Annotated in this window: 19 protein-coding genes and 1 tRNA gene; 6 read left to right on the forward strand and 14 right to left on the reverse strand. The window is 69.2% G+C overall.

From position 1 onward, the window contains the following. Positions 1-17: 17 nt before the first annotated feature. From ACLQ2O_RS21965 to ACLQ2O_RS21975, 3 genes are read right to left on the reverse strand one after another with little or no spacing between them, the layout of a single operon-like run. Positions 18-578, reverse strand: coding sequence for a dienelactone hydrolase family protein (locus tag ACLQ2O_RS21965; RefSeq protein ID WP_425834264.1), 561 nt, complete (start codon positions 576-578; stop codon positions 18-20). A 59-nt stretch (positions 579-637) separates the two neighbouring features. Next, on the reverse strand, positions 638-1,105 hold the full coding sequence (locus ACLQ2O_RS21970; protein ID WP_425834266.1) for an AAA family ATPase: 468 nt from the start codon (positions 1,103-1,105) through the stop codon (positions 638-640). Then, entirely contained in the window at positions 1,106-1,366 is a 261-nt protein-coding gene (locus ACLQ2O_RS21975) for a hypothetical protein (RefSeq protein ID WP_425834268.1), read from the reverse strand. A gap of 71 nt (positions 1,367-1,437) precedes the next feature. Here ACLQ2O_RS21975 and ACLQ2O_RS21980 point away from each other — a divergent pair. Next, positions 1,438-1,520, forward strand: a tRNA-Leu gene (locus tag ACLQ2O_RS21980). A gap of 882 nt (positions 1,521-2,402) precedes the next feature. On the opposite strand, the gene ACLQ2O_RS21985 is transcribed toward ACLQ2O_RS21980, so the two are convergent. Genes ACLQ2O_RS21985 through ACLQ2O_RS21995 form a run of 3 tightly spaced genes read right to left on the reverse strand, consistent with a single transcriptional unit; the run spans position 2,403 to position 4,230 of the window. After that, complete coding sequence (locus ACLQ2O_RS21985) at positions 2,403-3,137, reverse strand: DinB family protein (RefSeq protein WP_425834270.1); 735 nt, start codon at positions 3,135-3,137, stop codon at positions 2,403-2,405. A gap of 26 nt (positions 3,138-3,163) precedes the next feature. Beyond that, the gene (locus ACLQ2O_RS21990; RefSeq protein ID WP_425834272.1) at positions 3,164-3,727 is read right to left on the reverse strand and encodes a peptide deformylase; all 564 of its coding nucleotides are present in this window, start codon (positions 3,725-3,727) and stop codon (positions 3,164-3,166) included. After that, entirely contained in the window at positions 3,724-4,230 is a 507-nt protein-coding gene (locus ACLQ2O_RS21995) for a glycine cleavage system protein R (RefSeq protein WP_425834274.1), read from the reverse strand. Before ACLQ2O_RS21995 ends, ACLQ2O_RS21990 begins: the two co-directional genes overlap by 4 nt. Before the next feature lie 218 nt (positions 4,231-4,448). Between ACLQ2O_RS21995 and ACLQ2O_RS22000 the strand changes: the two genes are divergently transcribed. The 3 genes from ACLQ2O_RS22000 (at position 4,449) to ACLQ2O_RS22010 (ending at position 8,813) form a co-directional block, all read left to right on the forward strand. Continuing rightward, positions 4,449-5,576, forward strand: a complete 1,128-nt coding sequence (locus ACLQ2O_RS22000) for a sensor histidine kinase (RefSeq protein ID WP_425834276.1) — start codon at positions 4,449-4,451, stop codon at positions 5,574-5,576. 107 nt (positions 5,577-5,683) lie between these two features. Next, positions 5,684-6,349 (forward strand): response regulator, encoded by a 666-nt coding sequence (locus ACLQ2O_RS22005; protein WP_425834278.1) that lies wholly within the window; start codon positions 5,684-5,686, stop codon positions 6,347-6,349. Positions 6,350-6,413: 64 nt separating this feature from the next. After that, complete coding sequence (locus tag ACLQ2O_RS22010) at positions 6,414-8,813, forward strand: GH92 family glycosyl hydrolase (protein ID WP_425834280.1); 2,400 nt, start codon at positions 6,414-6,416, stop codon at positions 8,811-8,813. Here the strand turns inward: ACLQ2O_RS22010 and ACLQ2O_RS22015 are convergent. The 3 genes from ACLQ2O_RS22015 to ACLQ2O_RS22025 form a co-directional block, all read right to left on the reverse strand. Next, positions 8,810-10,117 carry an NAD(P)/FAD-dependent oxidoreductase gene (locus ACLQ2O_RS22015; protein WP_425834282.1) on the reverse strand — a complete coding sequence of 436 codons (1,308 nt, stop codon included), beginning with the start codon at positions 10,115-10,117 and terminating at the stop codon, positions 8,810-8,812. The two genes, ACLQ2O_RS22010 and ACLQ2O_RS22015, sit on opposite strands and share 4 nt — an antisense overlap. 133 nt (positions 10,118-10,250) lie before the next feature. Further along, a complete protein-coding gene (locus tag ACLQ2O_RS22020; protein ID WP_425834284.1) occupies positions 10,251-11,087 on the reverse strand; it encodes a uracil-DNA glycosylase in 837 nt (278 codons plus the stop codon). Between the two features lie 142 nt (positions 11,088-11,229). Beyond that, positions 11,230-12,663, reverse strand: coding sequence for an MFS transporter (locus ACLQ2O_RS22025; protein WP_425834286.1), 1,434 nt, complete (start codon positions 12,661-12,663; stop codon positions 11,230-11,232). 54 nt (positions 12,664-12,717) lie between these two features. On the opposite strand from ACLQ2O_RS22025, the gene ACLQ2O_RS22030 reads away from it, so the two are divergent. Together ACLQ2O_RS22030 and ACLQ2O_RS22035 are read left to right on the forward strand one after the other, a co-directional pair. Then, entirely contained in the window at positions 12,718-13,287 is a 570-nt protein-coding gene (locus ACLQ2O_RS22030; protein ID WP_425834288.1) for a TetR/AcrR family transcriptional regulator, read from the forward strand. Between the two features lie 42 nt (positions 13,288-13,329). Further along, positions 13,330-14,079, forward strand: coding sequence for a class I SAM-dependent methyltransferase (locus ACLQ2O_RS22035; protein WP_425834290.1), 750 nt, complete (start codon positions 13,330-13,332; stop codon positions 14,077-14,079). 425 nt (positions 14,080-14,504) lie between these two features. On the opposite strand, the gene ACLQ2O_RS22040 is transcribed toward ACLQ2O_RS22035, so the two are convergent. The 5 genes from ACLQ2O_RS22040 to eno are packed head-to-tail and all read right to left on the reverse strand — an operon-like array spanning position 14,505 to position 18,929. After that, positions 14,505-15,377 carry an NAD(P)-dependent oxidoreductase gene (locus ACLQ2O_RS22040; protein ID WP_425834292.1) on the reverse strand — a complete coding sequence of 291 codons (873 nt, stop codon included), beginning with the start codon at positions 15,375-15,377 and terminating at the stop codon, positions 14,505-14,507. After that, on the reverse strand, positions 15,377-16,570 hold the full coding sequence (locus ACLQ2O_RS22045) for an exopolyphosphatase (RefSeq protein WP_425834294.1): 1,194 nt from the start codon (positions 16,568-16,570) through the stop codon (positions 15,377-15,379). The genes ACLQ2O_RS22040 and ACLQ2O_RS22045 overlap by 1 nt, the downstream gene beginning before the upstream one ends. Then, a complete protein-coding gene (locus tag ACLQ2O_RS22050; RefSeq protein WP_425834296.1) occupies positions 16,563-17,045 on the reverse strand; it encodes a DUF501 domain-containing protein in 483 nt (160 codons plus the stop codon). Before ACLQ2O_RS22050 ends, ACLQ2O_RS22045 begins: the two co-directional genes overlap by 8 nt. Beyond that, a complete protein-coding gene (locus ACLQ2O_RS22055; protein ID WP_425834298.1) occupies positions 17,042-17,644 on the reverse strand; it encodes an FtsB family cell division protein in 603 nt (200 codons plus the stop codon). Before ACLQ2O_RS22055 ends, ACLQ2O_RS22050 begins: the two co-directional genes overlap by 4 nt. Positions 17,645-17,648: 4 nt before the next feature. Next, positions 17,649-18,929 (reverse strand): phosphopyruvate hydratase, encoded by a 1,281-nt coding sequence (eno, locus tag ACLQ2O_RS22060; RefSeq protein WP_425834300.1) that lies wholly within the window; start codon positions 18,927-18,929, stop codon positions 17,649-17,651. Positions 18,930-19,058 lie beyond the last annotated feature (129 nt).

A 19,058-nucleotide genomic window follows, 5' to 3' on the forward strand; every position in this document is an offset into this window, starting at 1 on the left:
CCGCTGGGGAAATGTGACTAGCGTCCGTCGAGGAACTTCAGGACGCGCTCGATCACGAGCTGGGCGGCTTGTTCGTCGTACGAGGGGAGGGAGCTGTCGGCGAAGAGGTGCTGGTCGCCGTCGTACAGGAAGAGCTCGGCGCCCTCCGCGACCAGAGCCTTCGCCGCGTCGGCGTCCTCGAGGTAGAACTCGTCCTTGTCCATCGCGTGGATCTGGACCGGGAGTCCTTGGGGCCAGCTCCCGAACTCCTCCACGGGCAACGCCGAGTCGAAGAACAGCGCGCCCCGCGCGCCCTTCCGGGTCTGCGCGAGCTGCTGCGCCGGTACGACGCCCAGCGAGAACCCGGCGTACACGAGCTCGTTCGGCAGCGTCTCGGCGGTTTTCACCCCCCGCGCGGCGATCTCCCCGAACCCGACACTCTTGACGTACGCCATCCCCTCCGGAACCGACCCGAACGTCCGCCCCTCGAACAGATCCGGCGTGTGCACCACGTGCCCCGCCGCGCTCAAGTGATTGGCGAACGCCTTCACGCCGTCCGTCAGCCCCTGCGAGTGATGAAACAACAGCACCTCAGCCATGACCGTCCTCTCGTCGCGCTCCGATAATCCGCAATACTAGAACGATCCACATATCTGGATCAATAGCCGGCCAGCATCCGGAGCCGATCCACGACTCCTTCGAGCGGCCCCGACGTGTCGATCTCCACATCCGCCGACGCCCGCAGCAGCGGCTCCACGACCTCGAGATGCATCAGCACCAGCGCCCGCTCCTCAGCGGACTTCCCGTACGGGTTGTCCTTACGCTGATCGATCCGCTGCAGCATCACCTCAACCGGCGCACTCAACAGCACGACCTTGTCGAACCTCGGGTAGAACTCGCCCTGATTGCTCTCGCACCCAGCAACAAACAGGTCCTCGTGCTGGTCAAGCAACTGGTTGATCGCCTCAGCCCGCCAACCCCACTCCCTGTTCCCCTGCTCGTCGGTCGTCCACTCGCACCACTCGCCGGCATCGGTGTCCACGACCTTGTGCCCCCGCCCCGCCAACACCCGCAGCACCGTCGACTTCCCGGTCCCCGACATCCCCGTCACCAAGATCCGCGCCACTCAACTGTCCAGCAGCCGGTTCAGCACGTCGCCCGCCTCGTCGTATCCGGCGTCGGCAATCCGCTGCAGCTCGACCAGGTCCTTCCGCTCAGCCGCCCGCCGAGTCAGCAACTCCCCCGCCCGCTCAGACCCCTCGTCGAGCAGCTCACTCAGCTCGACCAGATCCCCACCCTGGTCAGCCAACTCCGCCAGCCGATCCAGCGCCTTCTCGTTCCCCTCATCAGCCAACGCCCGCAGCGTCTCCCGGTCAGCATCAGTCATGCCGCCGATTCAACACCCGAACAGCCCCGAACCGCCGTACCAGCTTGTATCGTCAGTCCCTGCGCACCCCGGCCCGGGTGGCGGAACGGCAGACGCAGCGAGCTTAAACCTCGCAAACCGAAAGGTTGTACGGGTTCGAATCCCGTCCCGGGCACCCGATCCAGCCCACGCGTGCTCCGCACGCGGTTCCGCGCTACCGCGGGGGCTACCACCCGGCCTGACCGGCTCCGAACACCTCCCCAATCGAGTCCACACCCCACCTCCGCGAGGCCTAGGGGTTCGAGTCCCACCCGGCACCGGCCAAACCCACGCGCGCTCCCTGCGCGCTTCCTTCGTCGCTACGGTCGTCAGCGCGCTACTACGCCCGCTCCATCCACCCCGGCTTAGCGCCGCACCTTCCTCGGCCCAGCTACCGCCGGCAGCCGTGGGAGACGATCGAGGTCCCGGCAGACACGTCGACCGCGCGTATCCCCCGCAGGAGGACGAAAGGCCCTTCTTCCGGCGACTCGTCGGCGATCGGATAGTCCACATGCGCATCCTCGACGAGGAAGCTTGTGCCGTCCTGCCTCGTCAACTCGGCTGAGAATTCCACCACCAACGAGCCGGAGGGGGAGCCGACGGCCCGCTGACCAAGGTGCCGAACACAACGACGAACTCATCGGAGCGCCGTCCGGTCGGCTCGTAGGTCCGACCGTCGGTCAGAAACTCAATCGGTGGTGTTGCGCCATCCATGGCTCCCTTCTCCACGGGATGCACCGTTCCAGCACTGTGGTGCGCCTGACCAGCACTTGATCGGCCAGGTATCCGGCTGAGGCAACGCGGTTGCAGTTCTGGTTGCAGTTCGCTCGCGTTCGGTCGGGGCGCGTTGGCAGACGCCAGGGCGTCGAGCTCCGGATCCGCGAAGGGTACCGACCAACAGGACGTGTCCGGCCGAGGCGTCCTGGGTGCAGGGGATTCAGGCGTCATCGCCGGGTTGGCGGAGCACCCTGGAAGGAGACCTCCTGTCGCTAGGTACCGTCGTTGGCGCCCACAACCATCAGGTGGCGAGGGCATCAAGGTCGCGAACGGCGTACCGGTGGTGTTCCCACTCCTCCTCCAAGATCACCTGCAGGCAAGAGAGTGTGGTCTCCGGATACTGCGGCGCATGCGGGTTCTTGCGGGCGACCTGCAGGGACTCGGACGTCGCCGTGGCGATGTAGTCGCGGACCATCGCGACGTGGTCGGCGCGGGCCTTCAGGACTTCCTCGTACGCCGGAGTGCCTGCGACGAACAGGCTGAGGTCGAGCCCCTCCTCGGCGGCGCCGGTGTCTGCGAGGCCGAGGGGGTGGAACGGCTGCTCGACCCCGAGGATGCCTCGGCCGAGCCAGGTGTTGGTGGCGAGGATCAGGTGACGGAGGGTTTGAGCGAAGGACCACTCGCCGTCGATGGAGATGTCGACCGAGCCGGCGGGAAGGGCGGCGGCGCGGGTGAGGGTTGCTGACCAGGTGCGTTCGAGTGCGGTCCAGGCTTCGCGGAGGTCTTCGGGGGTTGAGGCTCGGCGGAGTTCGCGGCCGGGGAAGCGTTTGTCGAGTTCGGCTTCGACGTACGGTGCGACGTCGATGCCGTTGACGCGGAGTGTGCTCAGCCAGGGGGCGTCGATGTCGCCGTCGCGGATTTCCACGCCGCGCATCACCACCTCGGACAGGTCCGTTTCGACGAAACGCGCGCCCTGCAGGTCGGCGCCGGCGAAGCGCGCGCCCCGAAGATCGTCCGACCGGTTGAAAGTCGCCATGGCGAATCCTTACCCGGCGAGCAGGCTCAGCGGTAGACCTTTCGCGGATACACCGCATGCGCCCCGGCCACCCGATCGAGGAACAGCAGCCCGTTGCAGTGGTCCATCTCGTGCTGGATAGCCCGCGCCTCGAAAGCGTCGGTCGACAGAGTCACGACATCAGAGGTCCCCGGCAGCACCCCGGAAACCGTCAGCCGCGTAGCGCGTTTGACGTCGCCCGTGAGATCCGGCACCGACATGCAGCCCTCCCGTGCCTTCTCCCGGCGGCTCGACTCGACGACGACCGCGTTGCAGAGGACGAAAACCCCGTGGCACGTCCGCGTCTTCGCATGCCCGGTGACGTCCAGCGCGAACATCTGCGCCGCGACGCCGACCTGCGGCGCCGCAAGCCCCACACACCCAGGCGAAACCCGCATCGTCGCCACGAGGTCGGCGGCGAGGGCAACCATCACGGGATCGAGCGGATCGACGGGAGCCCCCTCCAGCGCCAGCACCGGGTGCGGCGCCCGGACGACCTCCAGAACGTCGCCCGCCAGGCCGAGCTGCGCCGGGGACCACGCCGCGAGGGTCTGGTTCAGGTGACCGATCACAGATCGTCGCTCTCGGCAGGGTGCAGCGTGACGCCGACGCCCAGCTCCTCGGCGGTGATCTCGAGCGCGCGCAGCAGCATCGGCAGCTCCGCGGTCGGCGGAATCTCGACCTCCGCCGTGAGCACGTACAGCTCCCCACTCAGCCGCGTCGTCAGATCCGTCACCGTTCCACCGACCGACGCGATCATCCGCGTCACCGCCGACACGATCCCCGGCCGGTCGGCGCCGTGCACACTCAGCAGGTACGGCGCGCCCAGCGGCGCGTGCGCCGTCTCCGGCCCCATCTCCCGCACCGTGATCACCAGCTCGCCCCGCAGCGGCTCGAGCGCCTCCTTGACCGGCGCGAACGGCCCAGTACAGACGATCATCATCGCGAAATGCCCGCGCAGCAGCGTCATCGTGGAGTCCTCGAGGTTGACCCCGACCTGCGCGAGCGCCTCGGTGACGTCGGCGATGATCCCGGGCCGGTCCGGACCGATGACGGTGACTGCGAGCTGGGTCATGGGGCCTCCCGGCCTGGACTGAGGAGCGGAGGGAGCGAAGCGACTGGAGCGACGAGGGAAGGCCGGGAGTTGAGCCCCATGGCCCCCGCGCCGGAGGCGCGGCATTGGTAGAGCATGCCGGAACCGTACCCAACCGAAAGTCTCGACCTTCCCCGACTTCGGTATCCGGACCGCCGATTCACCCCGTACGGCGGCGCGCCGCTCGCTATCGTCAGGACATGGACCGGTCGCTCACCCGCAAGCGCAGTGCCCGCGACTGGGTCGTGGACTCGGTCGCGTTCCTGATCGCCCTGCTGGTCGGCGCGATCTTCTACGACCAGAACTCCGCCGACCAGATCCCGGAGTGGATGTTCTTCGCGGACTTCGTGAGCGGGATCGTGCTCTGCCTGCTGCTGTGGTTCCGCCGGCGCTGGCCGATCCAGCTGGCGGTGCTGGCCGCCGCGGTGACGGTCTACTCCGAGACGGGCGGCGTCGCGGCACTGATCTTCGCCATGACCGTGGCCGTCTACTTCCAGCTCCGGGTGACGCTCCTGGTCGGCGCGGTGAGCGTCGTCAGCGTGATCCTCTACTCGATCGTCCGCGAGACCACGGATCCGCCCGTCCTGGTGTACGCCACGGCTGTCCCCCTCTACATCGCCGCCGTGGGCTGGGGCTCCTACATCCGCTCGCGCCGCCAGCTGCTGCAGACGCTCCGGGAGCGCGCCGAGCGAGCCGAGAGCGTTGCCCGCCTCGAAGCCGAGCAGGGGCAGCTGCGGGCCCGCGAGGAGATCGCGCGCGAGATGCACGACGTACTCGGGCATCGTCTGTCGCTGCTCAGCGTGCACGCCGGCGCGCTCGCGTACCGGCCGGACGCGTCGACCGAGGAAATCGCCGGCGCCGCGGAGATCATCCGGTCGAGCGCGCACCAGGCGTTGCAGGACTTGCGCGAGGTGATCGGCGTACTGCGGGCGCCCGTCGGCGAGCTTCCGCAGCCGACGTTCGGCGACCTCCCGGTCCTGGTCGAGGGCGCCCAGCGGGCCGGCGTACCGGTGGAACTGGAGCTGGACGCGCCGGGCTCGCTGCCCGAGCACGTCGGGCGTACGGCGTACCGGATCGTGCAGGAAGGGCTGACCAACGCGATGAAGCACGCCCCGGATCAAGCGGTCCGGATCCGGGTGACCGGGGCTCCAGGCAACGGTCTGACCGTTGACGTGAGCAACCCTGCACCGAAGGTCAGGCCCGGAGACCAGGGCCAAGGACTCAAGGGTCTGCGCGAACGAGCGGCCCTGGTCGAGGGCCGACTCGAGCACGGACACACGCCAGAGGGAGACTTCCGACTCTCTGCCTGGTTACCGTGGCCCTCATGACTGTGCTTTTGGCGTCGCCTCCGGCGCCGCGGGTCATGGGGCTTTAACTCCCGCCCTTCCCTCGTCGCTTCAGTCGCTTCGCTCCTCAGTCCAGGCCGGGAGGCCCCATGACCATCCGTGTGGTGATCGTCGACGACGATCCGTTGCTGCGTGCCGGGCTCAAGATGATGCTGGGCGGCGCGCCGGACATCCGGGTGGTCGCCGAGGCCGACGACGGCGCCGGCGTGCAGGCGCTGATCGACCGCGAGCACCCGGACGTCGTCCTGATGGACATCCGGATGCCCGGGATCGACGGCCTGACCGCGACCGAGTCGGTGCGGTCCCGGCCGGGGGCGCCGGAGATCGTCATCCTGACCACGTTCGACGCCGACGAGCACGTACTGCGCGCGCTCCGCGCGGGCGCGGCCGGGTTCATCCTCAAGGACACTCCCCCGGGCGAGATCGTCGAGTCCGTACGCCGGGTCGCGAACGGCCAGCCGGTGCTGTCGCCGGCGGTGACCAAACGGCTGATCAGCCGGGTCGCGGCGTCCGGCCAGGACCAGCGCAAGAACCGCGCGGCCACCCGGCTGGAAGGGCTGAATGACCGCGAGCGGGAGATCGCCGTCGCGGTCGGCGAGGGCAAGTCGAACGCCGAGATCAGCGCGACGCTCTACCTGAGCATCCCGACGGTCAAGACGCACGTGTCCCGGATCCTGACCAAGCTCGACCTGAACAACCGGGTGCAGATCGCGCTGCTCGTGCACGACGCCGGTTTCCTGGACGACAGCCGCTGATCACCCGTACGTCACTGTTCCGGTTTAGCCTGAGGAGGTCCGTCCGCCCCACGGAAGGTTCCCCATGCGCCGCGTCGTTGCCGCCGTCACCGGTCTGGCTCTGCTCCTGCCCGCACTCCCGGCCCAGGCCCGGCCGCCGATCGAGGCTCAGCCGTCCGCGGCGATCCCGCAGCCTGCCGTCGCGACCGGCCGCTTCGATCCCGCCGCGTCCGTCGACCCGCTGATCGGTTCGGCCCGCGACGGCAACACCTGGCCCGGCGCGGTCCGCCCGTTCGGCATGATCTCGTGGAGCCCGACCAGCACCCGCGGCGACCAGACCAGCACCGGCGCGGCGAACGGCTACCAGTACGACACGACGCGCGTTCGCGGCTTCAGCCTGACCCACGTCAACGGCGCCGGCTGCAACCCGGGCGCGGCCGGCGACGTACCGATCCTCCCGTACGCCGGTGCCGTCGACTCCTCGCCGACCGCGGACACGAAGGACGCCAAGTACGCGAGCAACTTCAGTCACGCCGACGAGGTCGCGAAGCCCGGCCGCTACTCGGTGAAGCTCGACAGCGGCGTACAGACCGATCTCGCAGTCACCACGCGCACCGGCCTCGGCGACTTCACCTTCCCGGCGGACCACCCCGCGAACCTGCTCTTCCGTACGTCGAACTCGCTCAACGGCAGCGAGGACGCCGAGATCACCATCGACGCCAAGCACCGCAAGGTCACCGGCTCGGTGCTCACCGGCGCGTTCTGCGGCCGCCGCGCGAACGGCGGGACCAACAACCGCAAGACCTACTACCGCCTGTACTTCACCGCGTCCTTCGACCAGCCGATCGTTGCCAATGGCACCTGGAAGGACGCGACCCTGACGCCGGGCAGCACCCACACCACCGGCGGCGAGGGCTACGCGACCGGCGCGGACCGGGCCGGCAAGGGCTCGGGCGGCTACGTCACCTTCCAGCCCGGCGCCAAGGTCCGGACGCGGATCGGCATCTCGTACGTGAGCCTGGCCGGTGCCGAGCGCAACCTTGCCACCGAGCTCCAGCCGCGAGCGACCGTCGACAAGGTCGCCGCCGACGGCTACCGGGCGTGGAACACGCAGCTCGAGGACGTCAAGATCACCGGCGGCACCGACGCCCAGCGGACCACCTTCTACACCGCGCTCTACCACGCGTACCTGCAGCCGAACATCTTCAACGATGTCGACGGCCGCTACCTCGGCACCGACCTGAAGATCCACCGGCTCGCCCGCGGCCAGAAGGCGCAGTACGGAACGTTCTCCGGCTGGGACCAGTACCGCGCGCACATCCAGCTCCTCGCGCTGCTGAAGCCGGACGTCGCGGGCGACTTCGCCCAGTCGATGTACCAGTTCGCCCAGCAGAACAACGGGATCTGGGACCGCTGGCTGCACAACAACGGCGCCACCCACGTGATGACCGGCGACCCGGCCGCGCCGACCCTGGCGACCTTCGCGGCGATGGGTGTTCGCAACTTCGATGCCCGCGGCGCCTACGACTCACTGTTGCACCAGGCAACCGTGCAGAACGCCGAGGCCGAGAACGACGGTGGTTGCCCCGGGCAATGCACCGGGCAACGACCAGCGCTGAACACGTATCTGGCCAAGCACTACGCGCCGCAGGACGCCTGCCACTGCTGGGGCGGCGCGGCCGAGACGCTGGAGAACTCGCTCGCGGACTTCTCGCTCGGCCAGTGGGCGCAGCGGCTCGGCAAGCCCGCCGCCGCGCTGAACGACCGTGGTACCTGGTGGAAGAACACCTTCGACCCGGCCGTCGGCTACCAGCGCGCCCGGCTGAGCGACGGCACTTGGCAGCCCGGCTTCACCCCGTCGACCGATGTCGGCTTCGCGCAGGGCTCCAGTGCGACGTACACGTGGATGGTCCCGCAGGGCGTCGCCGGCCTCGCCACCGCGATGAACGGGCAGGCGATCCCCAGGTTGGACGCCTTCTTCCACGACGAGGCCGGCAACTGGGCGGTCAAGGGCGGCAGCCCGCTGCGCTACGACCCGACGAACGAGCCCGGCCTGCACACGCCGTGGCTCTACAACGGACTCGGCGAGGCCTGGAAGACGCAGGCGACCACCCGCGAGATCGTCGACACCGTGTACGGCGTGGGCCCGTCGGGCCTACCCGGCAACGACGACCTGGGCACGCTCTCGGCCTGGTACGTGTTCACCGCGATCGGTCTCTTCCCGCAGACGCCCGGGCGCGCCGAGTTGCTGGTCGGCAGCCCGCTGTTCCCGAAGGTGGAGATCAAGCGCAGCAACGGCGTACGGCTGACTGTGAACGCGCCGCGGACCTCAGACACCAACCAGTACGTCGATTCGCTGTCCCTCAACGGGCGTCAGCGGGCCGAGTCCTGGCTGCCGGAGTCGTTCATCACGAAGGGCGGGCGGATCGACGTACGGATGGGAGCGGCTCCCACTTCCTGGGGAACCGCTCCCGTCGACCACTAGGAGTTCGTCGCCCGGCGGAACTCCTCGTTCGGCATCTGCAGGCTGCCGAGGCTGGTCACCTCGCGGCGGAAGAACAGCGCGAGGGTCCAGTCGAGGATGACGCGGGCCTTGCGGTTGAAGGTGGGGACGCGGGACACGTGGTAGGTCCGGTGCAGGAACCAGGCCGGCCAGCCCTTCACCTTCACGCCGTACAGCTGGGCGACGCCCTTGTGCAGGCCGAGGCTCGCGACCGATCCGACGTACTTGTGCTTGTAGTCCTGCGGCTCCTGCCCGTCGACGACGCGCAGGATGTTCGCCGCGAGGCGGTTCGCCTGCCGTACGGCGTGCTGCGCGTTCGGCGCGCAGTACGCACCGGTCTCCGACGTCAGGTCCGGTACGGCGGCGTTGTCGCCGGCCGACCAGGCGTCGTCCAGGCCCTCGATCCGCAGATCGGCCCGGCACTTGACCCGGCCCTTCTCGTCCAGCGGGAAGTCGGTCTTCGCGAGCTGCGGGTTGGCCTTCACGCCGGCGGTCCACACGATCGTGTCGGCGTCGAACTCCTCGCCGTCGCTCAGGATCACGCGGCCCTTCTCGCAGGACTCCAGCCGCGTCTCGAGCTTGATGTCCATGTTGCGCTTGCGCAGTACATCGACCGTGTACTGGCCGAGCTCCGGGCCGACCTCGGGCAGGATCCGGTTGGTCGCCTCGACCAGGACCCAGCGCATGTCCTCGGGCTCGATGTTGTCGTAGTACCGGGTGGCGTAGCGGGCCATGTCCTCCAGCTCCGCGAACGCCTCGACCCCGGCGTACCCGCCGCCGACGAACACGAAGGTCAGCGCGGCCTTGCGCAGCGCCGGGTCGGGCTGGGACGCGGCGACGTCGAGCCGGTCCAGCACCTTGTTGCGCAGCGCGATCGCCTCTTCGACGTTCTTGAACCCGGTCGCCTCCTCGGCCAGCCCCGGGATCGGCAGCGTGCGCGCGATCGAACCGAGCGCGACCACGATCTGGTCGTAGGCCAGCTCGTAGTCCGGGCCCTCCTCGGGCATCACCTTGGCGACCTTGTGCGCGTGGTCGATGGAGGTCACGCGGCCGGTGACGACCCGGCAGCCCTTGAGCGTCTTGCGCAGCGGCACGACGACGTGCCGCGGCTCCACCGAGCCGGCCGCCGCCTCGGGCAGGAACGGCTGGTAGGTCATCACCGACCGGGGGTCGACCACGGTGACCCGGATCTTGCCCCGCCGGGCGGCCTTGCGCAGGCCGTACGCGGTGTACATCCCGACGTAACCGCCTCCGACGACAAGGATGTGCGGTACCTGGGCTGTCATGTCGCTCACTCTCCCTGAGTGCGAACTCGACTTCATGTCCCCTTCAGGTTACGCGCTCGTGAAAACTTTCACAAACCCCCGAACGGGTGATCTCACCCACCGGAACTTCACTCCTGAGAGGGACCCATGAGCCTTATTGTGCGGCCTGCACACCCGACAGAGTCATCGCCCGCGCCAGGATCTCGTCCTGCATCTGTTCGGTCAGCCGCCCGGTGAAGGTGTTCTGCTGACTCGGATGAAAACTCCCCATCACCGTCACCTCGCGCCCTTGGACCGGTACGACGTACTCAACCCCGTGCCCGAACTTCGCTTTCGGCTTCGTGGCCCCCAGGCCCTGGAGCGCGTTGAGCAGCACGTCGAACCCGAACTTCCCCAAGCAAACGATCACCTTCGTCGTCGGCAGCACCAACTCCAGCTCCCGCCGGAACCAGGGGTTGCAGGTATCCCGCTCCTCCGGCGTCGGCTTGTTGGCCGGCGGCGCACACCGCACAGCCGCGATCATCCGCGCGTGCCTCAACTCCAGCCCGTCCCCAGCGTGCTCACTGGTCGGCTGATTCGCCAGCCCCACCCGGTAAAGCGAAGCAAACAACCAGTCCCCCGACCGATCCCCCGTGAACACCCGCCCCGTCCTGTTCCCTCCATTGGCCGCAGGCGCCAACCCAGCAATCACAATCTTCGGCTCAGTCGCTCCCCACCCAGCAATCGGCCGCCCCCAGTACGGCTGATCAGCAAACGACTTCCGCTTGACCCGAGCCACGTCCTCCCGCCACTCCACCAACCGAGGACAGGCCCCACACACCGAGACCCGAGCCTCCAGCTCCCCCAAGCTGTCCGTCCGAGCCAGCTCCACAACCTCACCCGGCCCGTGCGCCACCGGCGTCCGCCGTACAGCCGGATCCTCAGGCCACCCAGTCCCCGGCGGCACCGGACTCTCGAAGAGCTCACCGGTCAACGGATGCGGAAGCTTCATCCCCTCAGCCTAGATGCCCAGGGACAGGACTCCCGGACAGCTGCCCAATCAGCCCGGGCCGCCGGCGACTAACGCCTTGTTTCACCACTGGTGCCGTACATCGCGTCAGTGGTGAAACAAGGGACCGGTCAAGCACTGGGAGCTAGCGGACCAGCTCCTCCAGCAGCGGGTCTGGGGCCGCGGGCTGGGAGCGGTGGGCGGCGGGGATGGCGAGGGCCAGTAGGACAGCCACCGCGGAGAAGGCGGACAGGAGGATGAACGTGTCGGTGAAGCCTGCTTCGGCGGGGAGGCCTGAGGGTTGGACGTGGGCGGTGATGATGGAGCTCGCGACCGCCGTACCGATGCCGCCGCCGATGGTGCGGATGTTGGCGTTCATGCCGGTGGCCGCGCCGGTTTGTTCTCGGGGGACGTTTTGCACGATGAGGCTGGTCATCGACGCGTAGGCCAGGCCCAGCCCTAGGCCGAAGATGGCGGTGGAGAGGGCGATCTGCCAGGTCGCGTCGTGGAAGCTCGCGAAGAGGACCGAGGCGATCAGGCTGAGGAAGGAGCCCCAGATGACCTGGGCCTTGACGCTGAAGCGGGGAGCCATCGGGCCACTGAGGAAGCCGGCTACAGCCATCGTGACGAGCATCGGGAGCATCAGCAGGCCCGCCTGGGTGACCGTCGAGCCGAAGCCGAAGCCCGCCTCCTTGGGGATCTGCAGGAACTGCGGGACGAAGGCGTAGACCGCGAACATCGCGGCGCCGAAGAGCAGCGCGACCATGTTCGTCGTCCACACGGCGGGGATGCGCATCATGCGCATGTCGATCAGCGGGTTCTTCGAGCGCAGCTCGACGGCGATCCACGCACCAGCCAGTACGACGGCCGCAAGGAACAGCCCGATCGTCCGTACAGAGGCCCAGCCCCACGAGCGGCCCATGCTCAGCGGCAGCAGGAGCGCGATCAGCCAGGTCGACAGCAGCGCGGCGGCCAGCCAGTCGATCCGGCCGGGGACGCGATGGGGCGACTCCGGCACGAACCGGCGTACGAGAACCGCCGCGATCGAGACGACGATCAGCGGGATCCAGAACAGCCAGCGCCAGCCGAGCGCCTCGACGATCGGGCCGGCCAGGACGATGCCGAGCCCACCGCCGGCGGCGATGACGGCCGACACGATGCCGACCACGGACGGGACGCGCTCGGCGGGGAACTCGTCGCGGATGATGCCGAACGACAGCGGGAACACCGCGCCGCCGAGGCCCTGGATCACCCGGGCGGCGATCAGTACGCCGATGTTGGGCGCGAGCGCGGCGAGCAGACAACCGACCGCGAGGGCGACCAGGCCGATCAGCAGGGTGCGTTCCTTGCCGACCATGTCGCCGATCCGGCCGAGCAGCGGGGTCGCCACCGAGACCGAGAGGAGGAGGGCCGTGAACACCCAGGTGACCGTGCTCGCCGAGGTGTGCAGGTCGTGTTGCATCACAGGCAGCGCCGGGGTCACCAGCGACTGCAACATGGAGAACGCGGCCACGACGGTCGCCAGCACGGCCAGCGTCAGCCGTGGGGACGTCGTTTTCCGGTGGTAAAGTTGAGGCATGCCTCCACTATACCGGAGGCCTCCCTCCGGTTCTAGTCAATTAAGGTGATCGAGGTGACCCAGACTCCACGCAGCGGGCTGGCCGCCGCGGTGAAGCGCCCGCAGCGGGCCGACGCGCGCCGCAACTTCGACGCCCTGCTGACCGCCGCCCGCGACACCTTCGCCGAGCAGGGCACCGGCGCCTCCCTGGAGGAGATCGCCCGCCGCGCCGGCGTCGGCATCGGCACGCTCTACCGCAACTTCCCGACCCGCCAGGACCTCTTCGAGGCGGTCTACTTCGGCGAGGTCGAGGAGCTCTGCGCGGCCGCCGACGACGTCGCCGACCTGCCGCCGTGGGAGGCGCTGACCAGCTGGCTCGAACGCTTCGTCCAGTACGCCGCGACGAAGCGCGCGGTCATCGAGGCGCTCAACCGCGACTCCGCGATGTTCACGACGGCGCGCGAGGCGATGTACGCCGCCGGTACGCCGCTGTTCGAGCGCGCCCAGGCCGCGGGCGAGGCCCGGACCGACATCGCCTTCGACGACCTGCTCCGCATGGTCAGCGGCCTGACCGCGGCCGGTTTCGTCGACGACGCCCAACGCGAGCGGGTCCTGAAGATCGCCCTGGACGGCGTCCACACCTAAAAGGTGTATCCATCCACGAGGCCCCAGGGAATGATCGGGCGGGTGGACATCGACGTTGCGCGGAACAGGGCTGTTTGGGAGCAGGCGTCTCAGAAGCATGTGCGGGAGTACGACGAACTGCTGGCGCGGGCCTCGCGCCACGAGTCGCTGAACGCTGACGAGCTGAGGCTGCTCGAGCCGGTACTGCGGGAGCGGCCGGTCGTCGTGCACCTGCAGAGTGGACACGGGCTGGACGACATCGACCTGGTTGCTGCAGGAGCGAGCCGAGTGGTGGCGGTGGACTACAGCGTCACCGCGGCGTCGGCGGCTCAGCGGCGGGCGCGGGAGCTCGGCGTACCGGCGTACTACGTGGTGGCTGAAGTGCCTGGGGCGCCGTTGAAGCCGGGGGTGGCTGATCTCGTCTATACGGGCAAGGGGGCGCTGATCTGGATGCGGGACCTCGATGCCTGGGCGCGGGGTGTGGTCGAGCTGCTGAAGCCCGGCGGGCAGCTGTTCGTGTACGAGGCGCATCCGGCGGTCCCGCTCTGGGGGTGGGACGAGAACGAAATCAGCATTCGGCCGGATCGCAGCTACTTCGCCGATTCGCACATCAACGACACCTATCCCGCGAACGGCGCGCAGGAATGGCAGTGGACGCTCGGGCAGATCGTCACGGCGGTCGTCGCCGCCGGGCTGGAGCTCAGCGTGCTCGAGGAGTACCCGCAGCCGTTCTGGAAGCCGGTCGGCCAGGAAGCGGCTGCGTGGGAAGGGCGTCTGCCGAACTCGTTCGCGCTGCTTGCCCGCAAGCCCTAGCTGCGCTCGGCCCCAAGTTGGCGACATCGGGCGACAGCTCGCCCAAGAGGCGTCGCCGGCGCGTTGTGTCAGGCCGAAGAGGTACCGACCGACAGGATGTCTCACGCTCGCCGGATCACCATGCCCGCGGCCTGCGCCTGGATTTTGCCCGCCCGAGCGGCCCGAGCGGGAGACATCCTGTCGATCGGTCCCGCCCGATACGCCGCCGATCCGCCCAGACACGGGCGAAGCTCGGCATCAAGCCCGGGTACGTCGTCGTGCCGGACTGTGCCGCGCTTTCGGGTTCCTCAAAGTCCCACCTTGAGCACGGTTCAGCCATCGCGAAGCCCTCCGAGCGACTGAGCCGTGCTCAAGGTCGGGCGTTGAACACCGGGGGCTCGCGAGAGGCCGCGAGCCGAGGTCACCAAGGTCTTGGCCGAGCAGGCCTAGCGCGGGTCGTGGAGGCGGGTGCCGGCTTGTACTTCCAGCCAGGCGGGGCCTAGTAGTTCGCCGTCGATCGGGCCGTAGTGCTGGAGGGCGGCTCGGTGGAGGTCCGCGACCGCGGTGGTGATGGGGTGCGGGAGGTCGGCGAAGGCTGCGCTGTGTTCGACCGAGTCGAGCTCCTCGACGCAACGGTCGAGGCCGAAGTCGGGCAGGTAGTTGCCGGCCAGGAGGGCAGGAAGGTGGCGCTCGGCGAAGGCGCTGTCGCCTGCGCTGCCTTTGAGGAGTTCGGCGAAAACGGCCGGCGACTGGCCGTGGTGCTGGGCCAAGAGGAGCGCCTCGGTGGTGAGAGCGGCTTGGCCGAACCACAGGAGGTTGATGAGGAGTTTCGTGAGGTACCCGGTGCCGTGCGGGCCGGTGTGGTGGATCGTGATGGCGAAGGTTCGCAGGATCGGGGTGGCGGCCGCGAGGACCTCGGGGGCGCCGCCGGCGTACAGGGTGAGGGTGCCTGAGCGCATGCCCTCGACACCGCCGCCCAGCGGGGATTCCAGGTAGCGGATCCCTGCGGCTGCAGCGGTTTGAGCTGCGGCTTTGCCCAGCTCAGGGGATGCACTTGTGAGGTCGATCCAGAGCGTGCCGGGGTGCAGCTGGGTGAGAAACGGGCCGTGGACAAGGGCTTCCAGCTCAGGAGTTCCCGGCAGGACGGTCAGGACGACCTCGGCCGCGGAGAGGTCCGACGACCAGCGAGCACCGGCTTCCTCAACCGCAGTACGTCGTTCGGCCCGTACGTCGTACGCCGTCACCTCGTGGCCTGCGGCAACCAATCGCTCGATCAGCGGGGTGCCGATCCGGCCGGCACCGACGACGGCGACCAGCATCAGCGGCCGAGGGCCAGCGCGACGCCGTCGAGGATGTCGTGCTCGGAGACGACGACCTCGTCACGGGTCAGCGTAAGGCGGTCGTACAGGCGTTGCAGGATCAGCGCGCCGGCGCCGATGACGTCCACCCGGCCGGGGTGGATGGCCGGCTCGACCGTGCGCTGGACGCGCGTCGAGCCCATCAGCCACGACGTCGTGTCGAGCAGCAGCGGGCCTTCGATCCGGGCGTGGTGGATGACCGCCGGGTCGTACTCGGTGAGCTTCAGCGCAACGGCCGCGACCGTGGTGACGGTCCCGGCGACGCCGATCAGAGTGCGGGCCTGGTGCAACGGAACCGTGGTCGTGTCGAGCAGGTCGTCGACGTCCTTGGTCGCGGCGGCCATCTCGGGGATCGACGACGGGTCGGACGGGAGGTGGCGCTCGGTCATCCGGACCGAGCCCATGTCGAGGGACTGCGCGGCGATCACGCCGGTCTCGTCACCGAGGACCAGCTCGGTCGAGCCGCCGCCGATGTCCGCGACCAGGTACGGGCCCGGTACGTCGAGGTCGGCGAGCCCGGCGGTCGCGCCCTGGAAGCTGAGCGCCGCCTCCTCGTCGCCGGAGATGATGTCGGGGTCGACGCCGAAGCGCTCCCGGATCCCGGCGAAGAACTCGTCGCGGTTGCTCACGTCGCGCGCCGCCGAGGTCGCGACGAAACGGATCCGCTCGGCGCCGGCTCGTCGTACCAGTGCCGCGTACTCGTCGGAGGCCACGAAGGCCCGTTCGAGCGCCTCGGGCGCGAAGGCGCCGGTGGAGTCGACGCCCTGGCCGAGCCGGACGACGGTCATCCGCCGGTCGAGCTCGGTCAACTTGCCGTCGGCAACATCCGCGATCAGCAGGCGGATCGAGTTGGTGCCGCAGTCGATCGCGGCAACCCGTACGGCGCCAGCGGTCGGAGCCGGGAAGTCCACCTCCGACGACCGGCCCATGCTCTCGGCCGAGCCGATCACGTCAGGGTGGCCGGACAGGTCCTCCGGGCGGACCGGCGAGGTCGGAGCGCCGGACGCACTCGGCGGGGCAGCCGACGACGTGACGGCCGCTCCCCCGGCGAGCTCCGGGCCGTCGTCCGGGGTCTCGGTCGGCTCGGGGGTCTCGATCGACTCCCTGGCCTCTGGAACCTCAGCCGACCCAGCCGACTCCGGCCAGTCAGACACAGGGACCCCGACGGCCCCAGTCCTCCAGGGCCTTCAGCGCCTCGTCGCCCAGCGGGTTCACGCCCGGCCCCGCGGCCAGCGAGTGGCCGATCAGTACGTGCAGGCACTTGACCCGCGTCGGCATGCCGCCCGCGCTGATGCCGGCGATCTCTTCGACGTGCTCGATCGACTCGCGGTGGGCCAGGTACGACTCGTGAGCCGACCGGTACGACGCCGCCAGCTCCTCGTCCGTGCCCAGGCGCTCGGTCATCTCCTTCATCATGCCGCCGGCCTCGAGCGTGCCGATGGCCGAGGCGAGCCGCGGGCACGTCACGTAGTACGTCGTCGGGAACGGCGTACCGTCCGGCAGTCGCGGCTCGGTCTCGACCACGTCAGGGAGACCGCACGAGCAGCGGTGCGCGATGGAACGGATGCCACGCGCCTGACGCCCCAGCTGGGCGCTGACGGCGGCGGTGTCTTCGGGGGTGACGCTCAACGATTGGCCTTCGGGGTGAGGACGGGCTTCGGGGTCGGCTTCGCAGCCGGCGGTTTGGGCGGTACGGCGGGTTTGCCGGCGCCTTCGACGCTCCCCCAGAGCTTGGTGTACCAGGTCGGCTTCTGCTCGTCGGCCTCCGCGTCGGCCGGACCGGCCGGCTCCGGCGGAGCGCCGATCGGCTTGCCGTCCGCGCCGATCACCCTGTACCCCACCTCACCCGGCATGACCCAGCCGAGCCGCTGCCGGGCCTGCGCCCGGACGTACGCGTCGTCGTCCCACCGGGCGATCTCGTCGTTCAGCTGGTCGACGCGCTTCTCCCGGTCGTGGATCTCCTGCTGCAGCGCGGTGATCTGCTGGTGCTGGTCGAACCAGACCCGCAGGCTCTGCGCGTACGACACGATCAGCGCGCCGAGCACGAGCAGCACGACCGCCGCCCGGCCGGTCAGGTTGCGCGAACCGCGCGTCCTGGGCGGCGGGGGCGGCGCTCCCGCCGTACGGCGTTTGGGCTGGGTGCCGTCCCGCCGGACCGGTGGCCGCGACTGGGTCCGGCTCGACGGACGCGAGCCGGGTCGGGCACCGGAATCCCGGCGGGACGACATCAGATCAGCCCTGGAACCGCGGGAAGGCCGAGCGGCCGGCGTACCGGGCCGCGTCGTCCAGCTCCTCCTCGATCCGGAGCAGCTGGTTGTACTTCGCGGTCCGGTCCGAGCGCGCCGGGGCGCCGGACTTGATCTGGCCGCAGTTGGTCGCGACGGCGAGGTCGGCGATCGTGGTGTCCTCGGTCTCGCCGGAGCGGTGCGACATCATGCAGGTGAAGCCGTTGCGGTGCGCCAGGTCGACGGCGTCCAGGGTCTCGCTGAGCGAGCCGATCTGGTTGACCTTGACCAGCAGCGAGTTCGCCGACTTCTCGGTGATGCCGCGCTGCAGCCGCTCGACGTTGGTGACGAACAGGTCGTCGCCGACAATCTGGGTCTTGTCACCGAGCTGGGCGCTGAGGTTCTTCCAGCCCTCCCAGTCCTCCTCGTTCAGCGGGTCCTCGATCGACACGATCGGGTACGCCGCCACCAGTTCGGCGTAGTACGCGATCATCTCGTCGGCCGACTTCTTGCCGCCCTCGAAGGCGTACACGCCGTCGGTGTGGAACTCGCTCGCCGCGACGTCCATCGCCAGCGCGATGTCGGTGCCGAGCTTCAGGCCGGCCTTCTCCACCGCGACGGCGATCAGGTCGAGCGCCTCACGGTTGCTGGCCAGGTTCGGCGCGAAGCCGCCCTCGTCGCCGAGGCCGGTGGACAGGCCGCGCTCCTTCAGGACCGCCTTCAGCGCGTGGTAGACGCCGGCGCCCTGCATCAGTGCCTCGGCGTACGTCGCCGCGCCGATCGGGGCGATCATGAACTCCTGCACGTCGACGTTGCTGTCGGCGTGCGCACCGCCGTTCAGGATGTTCATCATCGGGACCGGCAGGACGTGCGCGTTCGGGCCGCCGACGTACCGGAACAGCGGCAGGCCGGCCGAGTCGGCCGCGGCCTTCGCGACCGCCAGGCTGACGCCGAGGATCGCGTTCGCGCCGAGCTTGGCCTTGTTCGGGGTGCCGTCCAGGTCGAGCAGGGCCTGGTCGATCAGGCGCTGCTCGTGGACGTCGTACCCGACGATCTCCTTGTCGATGTCCTCCAGGATGGCGGTGACGGCCTTCAGCACGCCCTTACCGCCGTACCGGGACTTGTCGCCGTCGCGCAGCTCGACGGCCTCGAACTGGCCGGTGGACGCGCCGGACGGGACTGCGGCCCGGGCGACGGTGTCGTCGTCGAGCAGTACCTCGACCTCGACAGTGGGGTTCCCGCGCGAGTCGAGGATCTCGCGGGCGCCGACGGCCTCGATGGTGGCCACATCTACTCCCAGGTTCTTGGATGACGGATCACAGGCGAGCCTAACGGTCAGACCAGCCGACAGGGTGGACCGCGTCACCTCCTACGATCCCACCCGAGCTTCCGCTGCCCCGTCAGCAACACACCTTCG

It is taken from the genome of Kribbella sp. DT2 (assembly GCF_049844575.1).
GTDB lineage: Bacteria > Actinomycetota > Actinomycetes > Propionibacteriales > Kribbellaceae > Kribbella.

What these genes read in the sequence shown, in the direction of transcription:
- ACLQ2O_RS21965 (WP_425834264.1), bottom strand. Translation starts at nt 578, where the DNA reads ATGGCTGAGGTGCTGTTGTTTCATCACTCGCAGGGGCTGACGGACGGC.
- ACLQ2O_RS21975 (WP_425834268.1), bottom strand. Translation starts at nt 1,366, where the DNA reads ATGACTGATGCTGACCGGGAGACGCTGCGGGCGTTGGCTGATGAGGGG.
- ACLQ2O_RS21985 (WP_425834270.1), bottom strand. Translation starts at nt 3,137, where the DNA reads ATGGCGACTTTCAACCGGTCGGACGATCTTCGGGGCGCGCGCTTCGCC.
- ACLQ2O_RS21995 (WP_425834274.1), bottom strand. Translation starts at nt 4,230, where the DNA reads ATGACCCAGCTCGCAGTCACCGTCATCGGTCCGGACCGGCCCGGGATC.
- ACLQ2O_RS22000 (WP_425834276.1), top strand. Translation starts at nt 4,449, where the DNA reads ATGGACCGGTCGCTCACCCGCAAGCGCAGTGCCCGCGACTGGGTCGTG.
- ACLQ2O_RS22005 (WP_425834278.1), top strand. Translation starts at nt 5,684, where the DNA reads ATGACCATCCGTGTGGTGATCGTCGACGACGATCCGTTGCTGCGTGCC.
- ACLQ2O_RS22010 (WP_425834280.1), top strand. Translation starts at nt 6,414, where the DNA reads ATGCGCCGCGTCGTTGCCGCCGTCACCGGTCTGGCTCTGCTCCTGCCC.
- ACLQ2O_RS22015 (WP_425834282.1), bottom strand. Translation starts at nt 10,117, where the DNA reads ATGACAGCCCAGGTACCGCACATCCTTGTCGTCGGAGGCGGTTACGTC.
- ACLQ2O_RS22020 (WP_425834284.1), bottom strand. Translation starts at nt 11,087, where the DNA reads ATGAAGCTTCCGCATCCGTTGACCGGTGAGCTCTTCGAGAGTCCGGTG.
- ACLQ2O_RS22025 (WP_425834286.1), bottom strand. Translation starts at nt 12,663, where the DNA reads ATGCCTCAACTTTACCACCGGAAAACGACGTCCCCACGGCTGACGCTG.
- ACLQ2O_RS22040 (WP_425834292.1), bottom strand. Translation starts at nt 15,377, where the DNA reads ATGCTGGTCGCCGTCGTCGGTGCCGGCCGGATCGGCACCCCGCTGATC.
- ACLQ2O_RS22055 (WP_425834298.1), bottom strand. Translation starts at nt 17,644, where the DNA reads ATGTCGTCCCGCCGGGATTCCGGTGCCCGACCCGGCTCGCGTCCGTCG.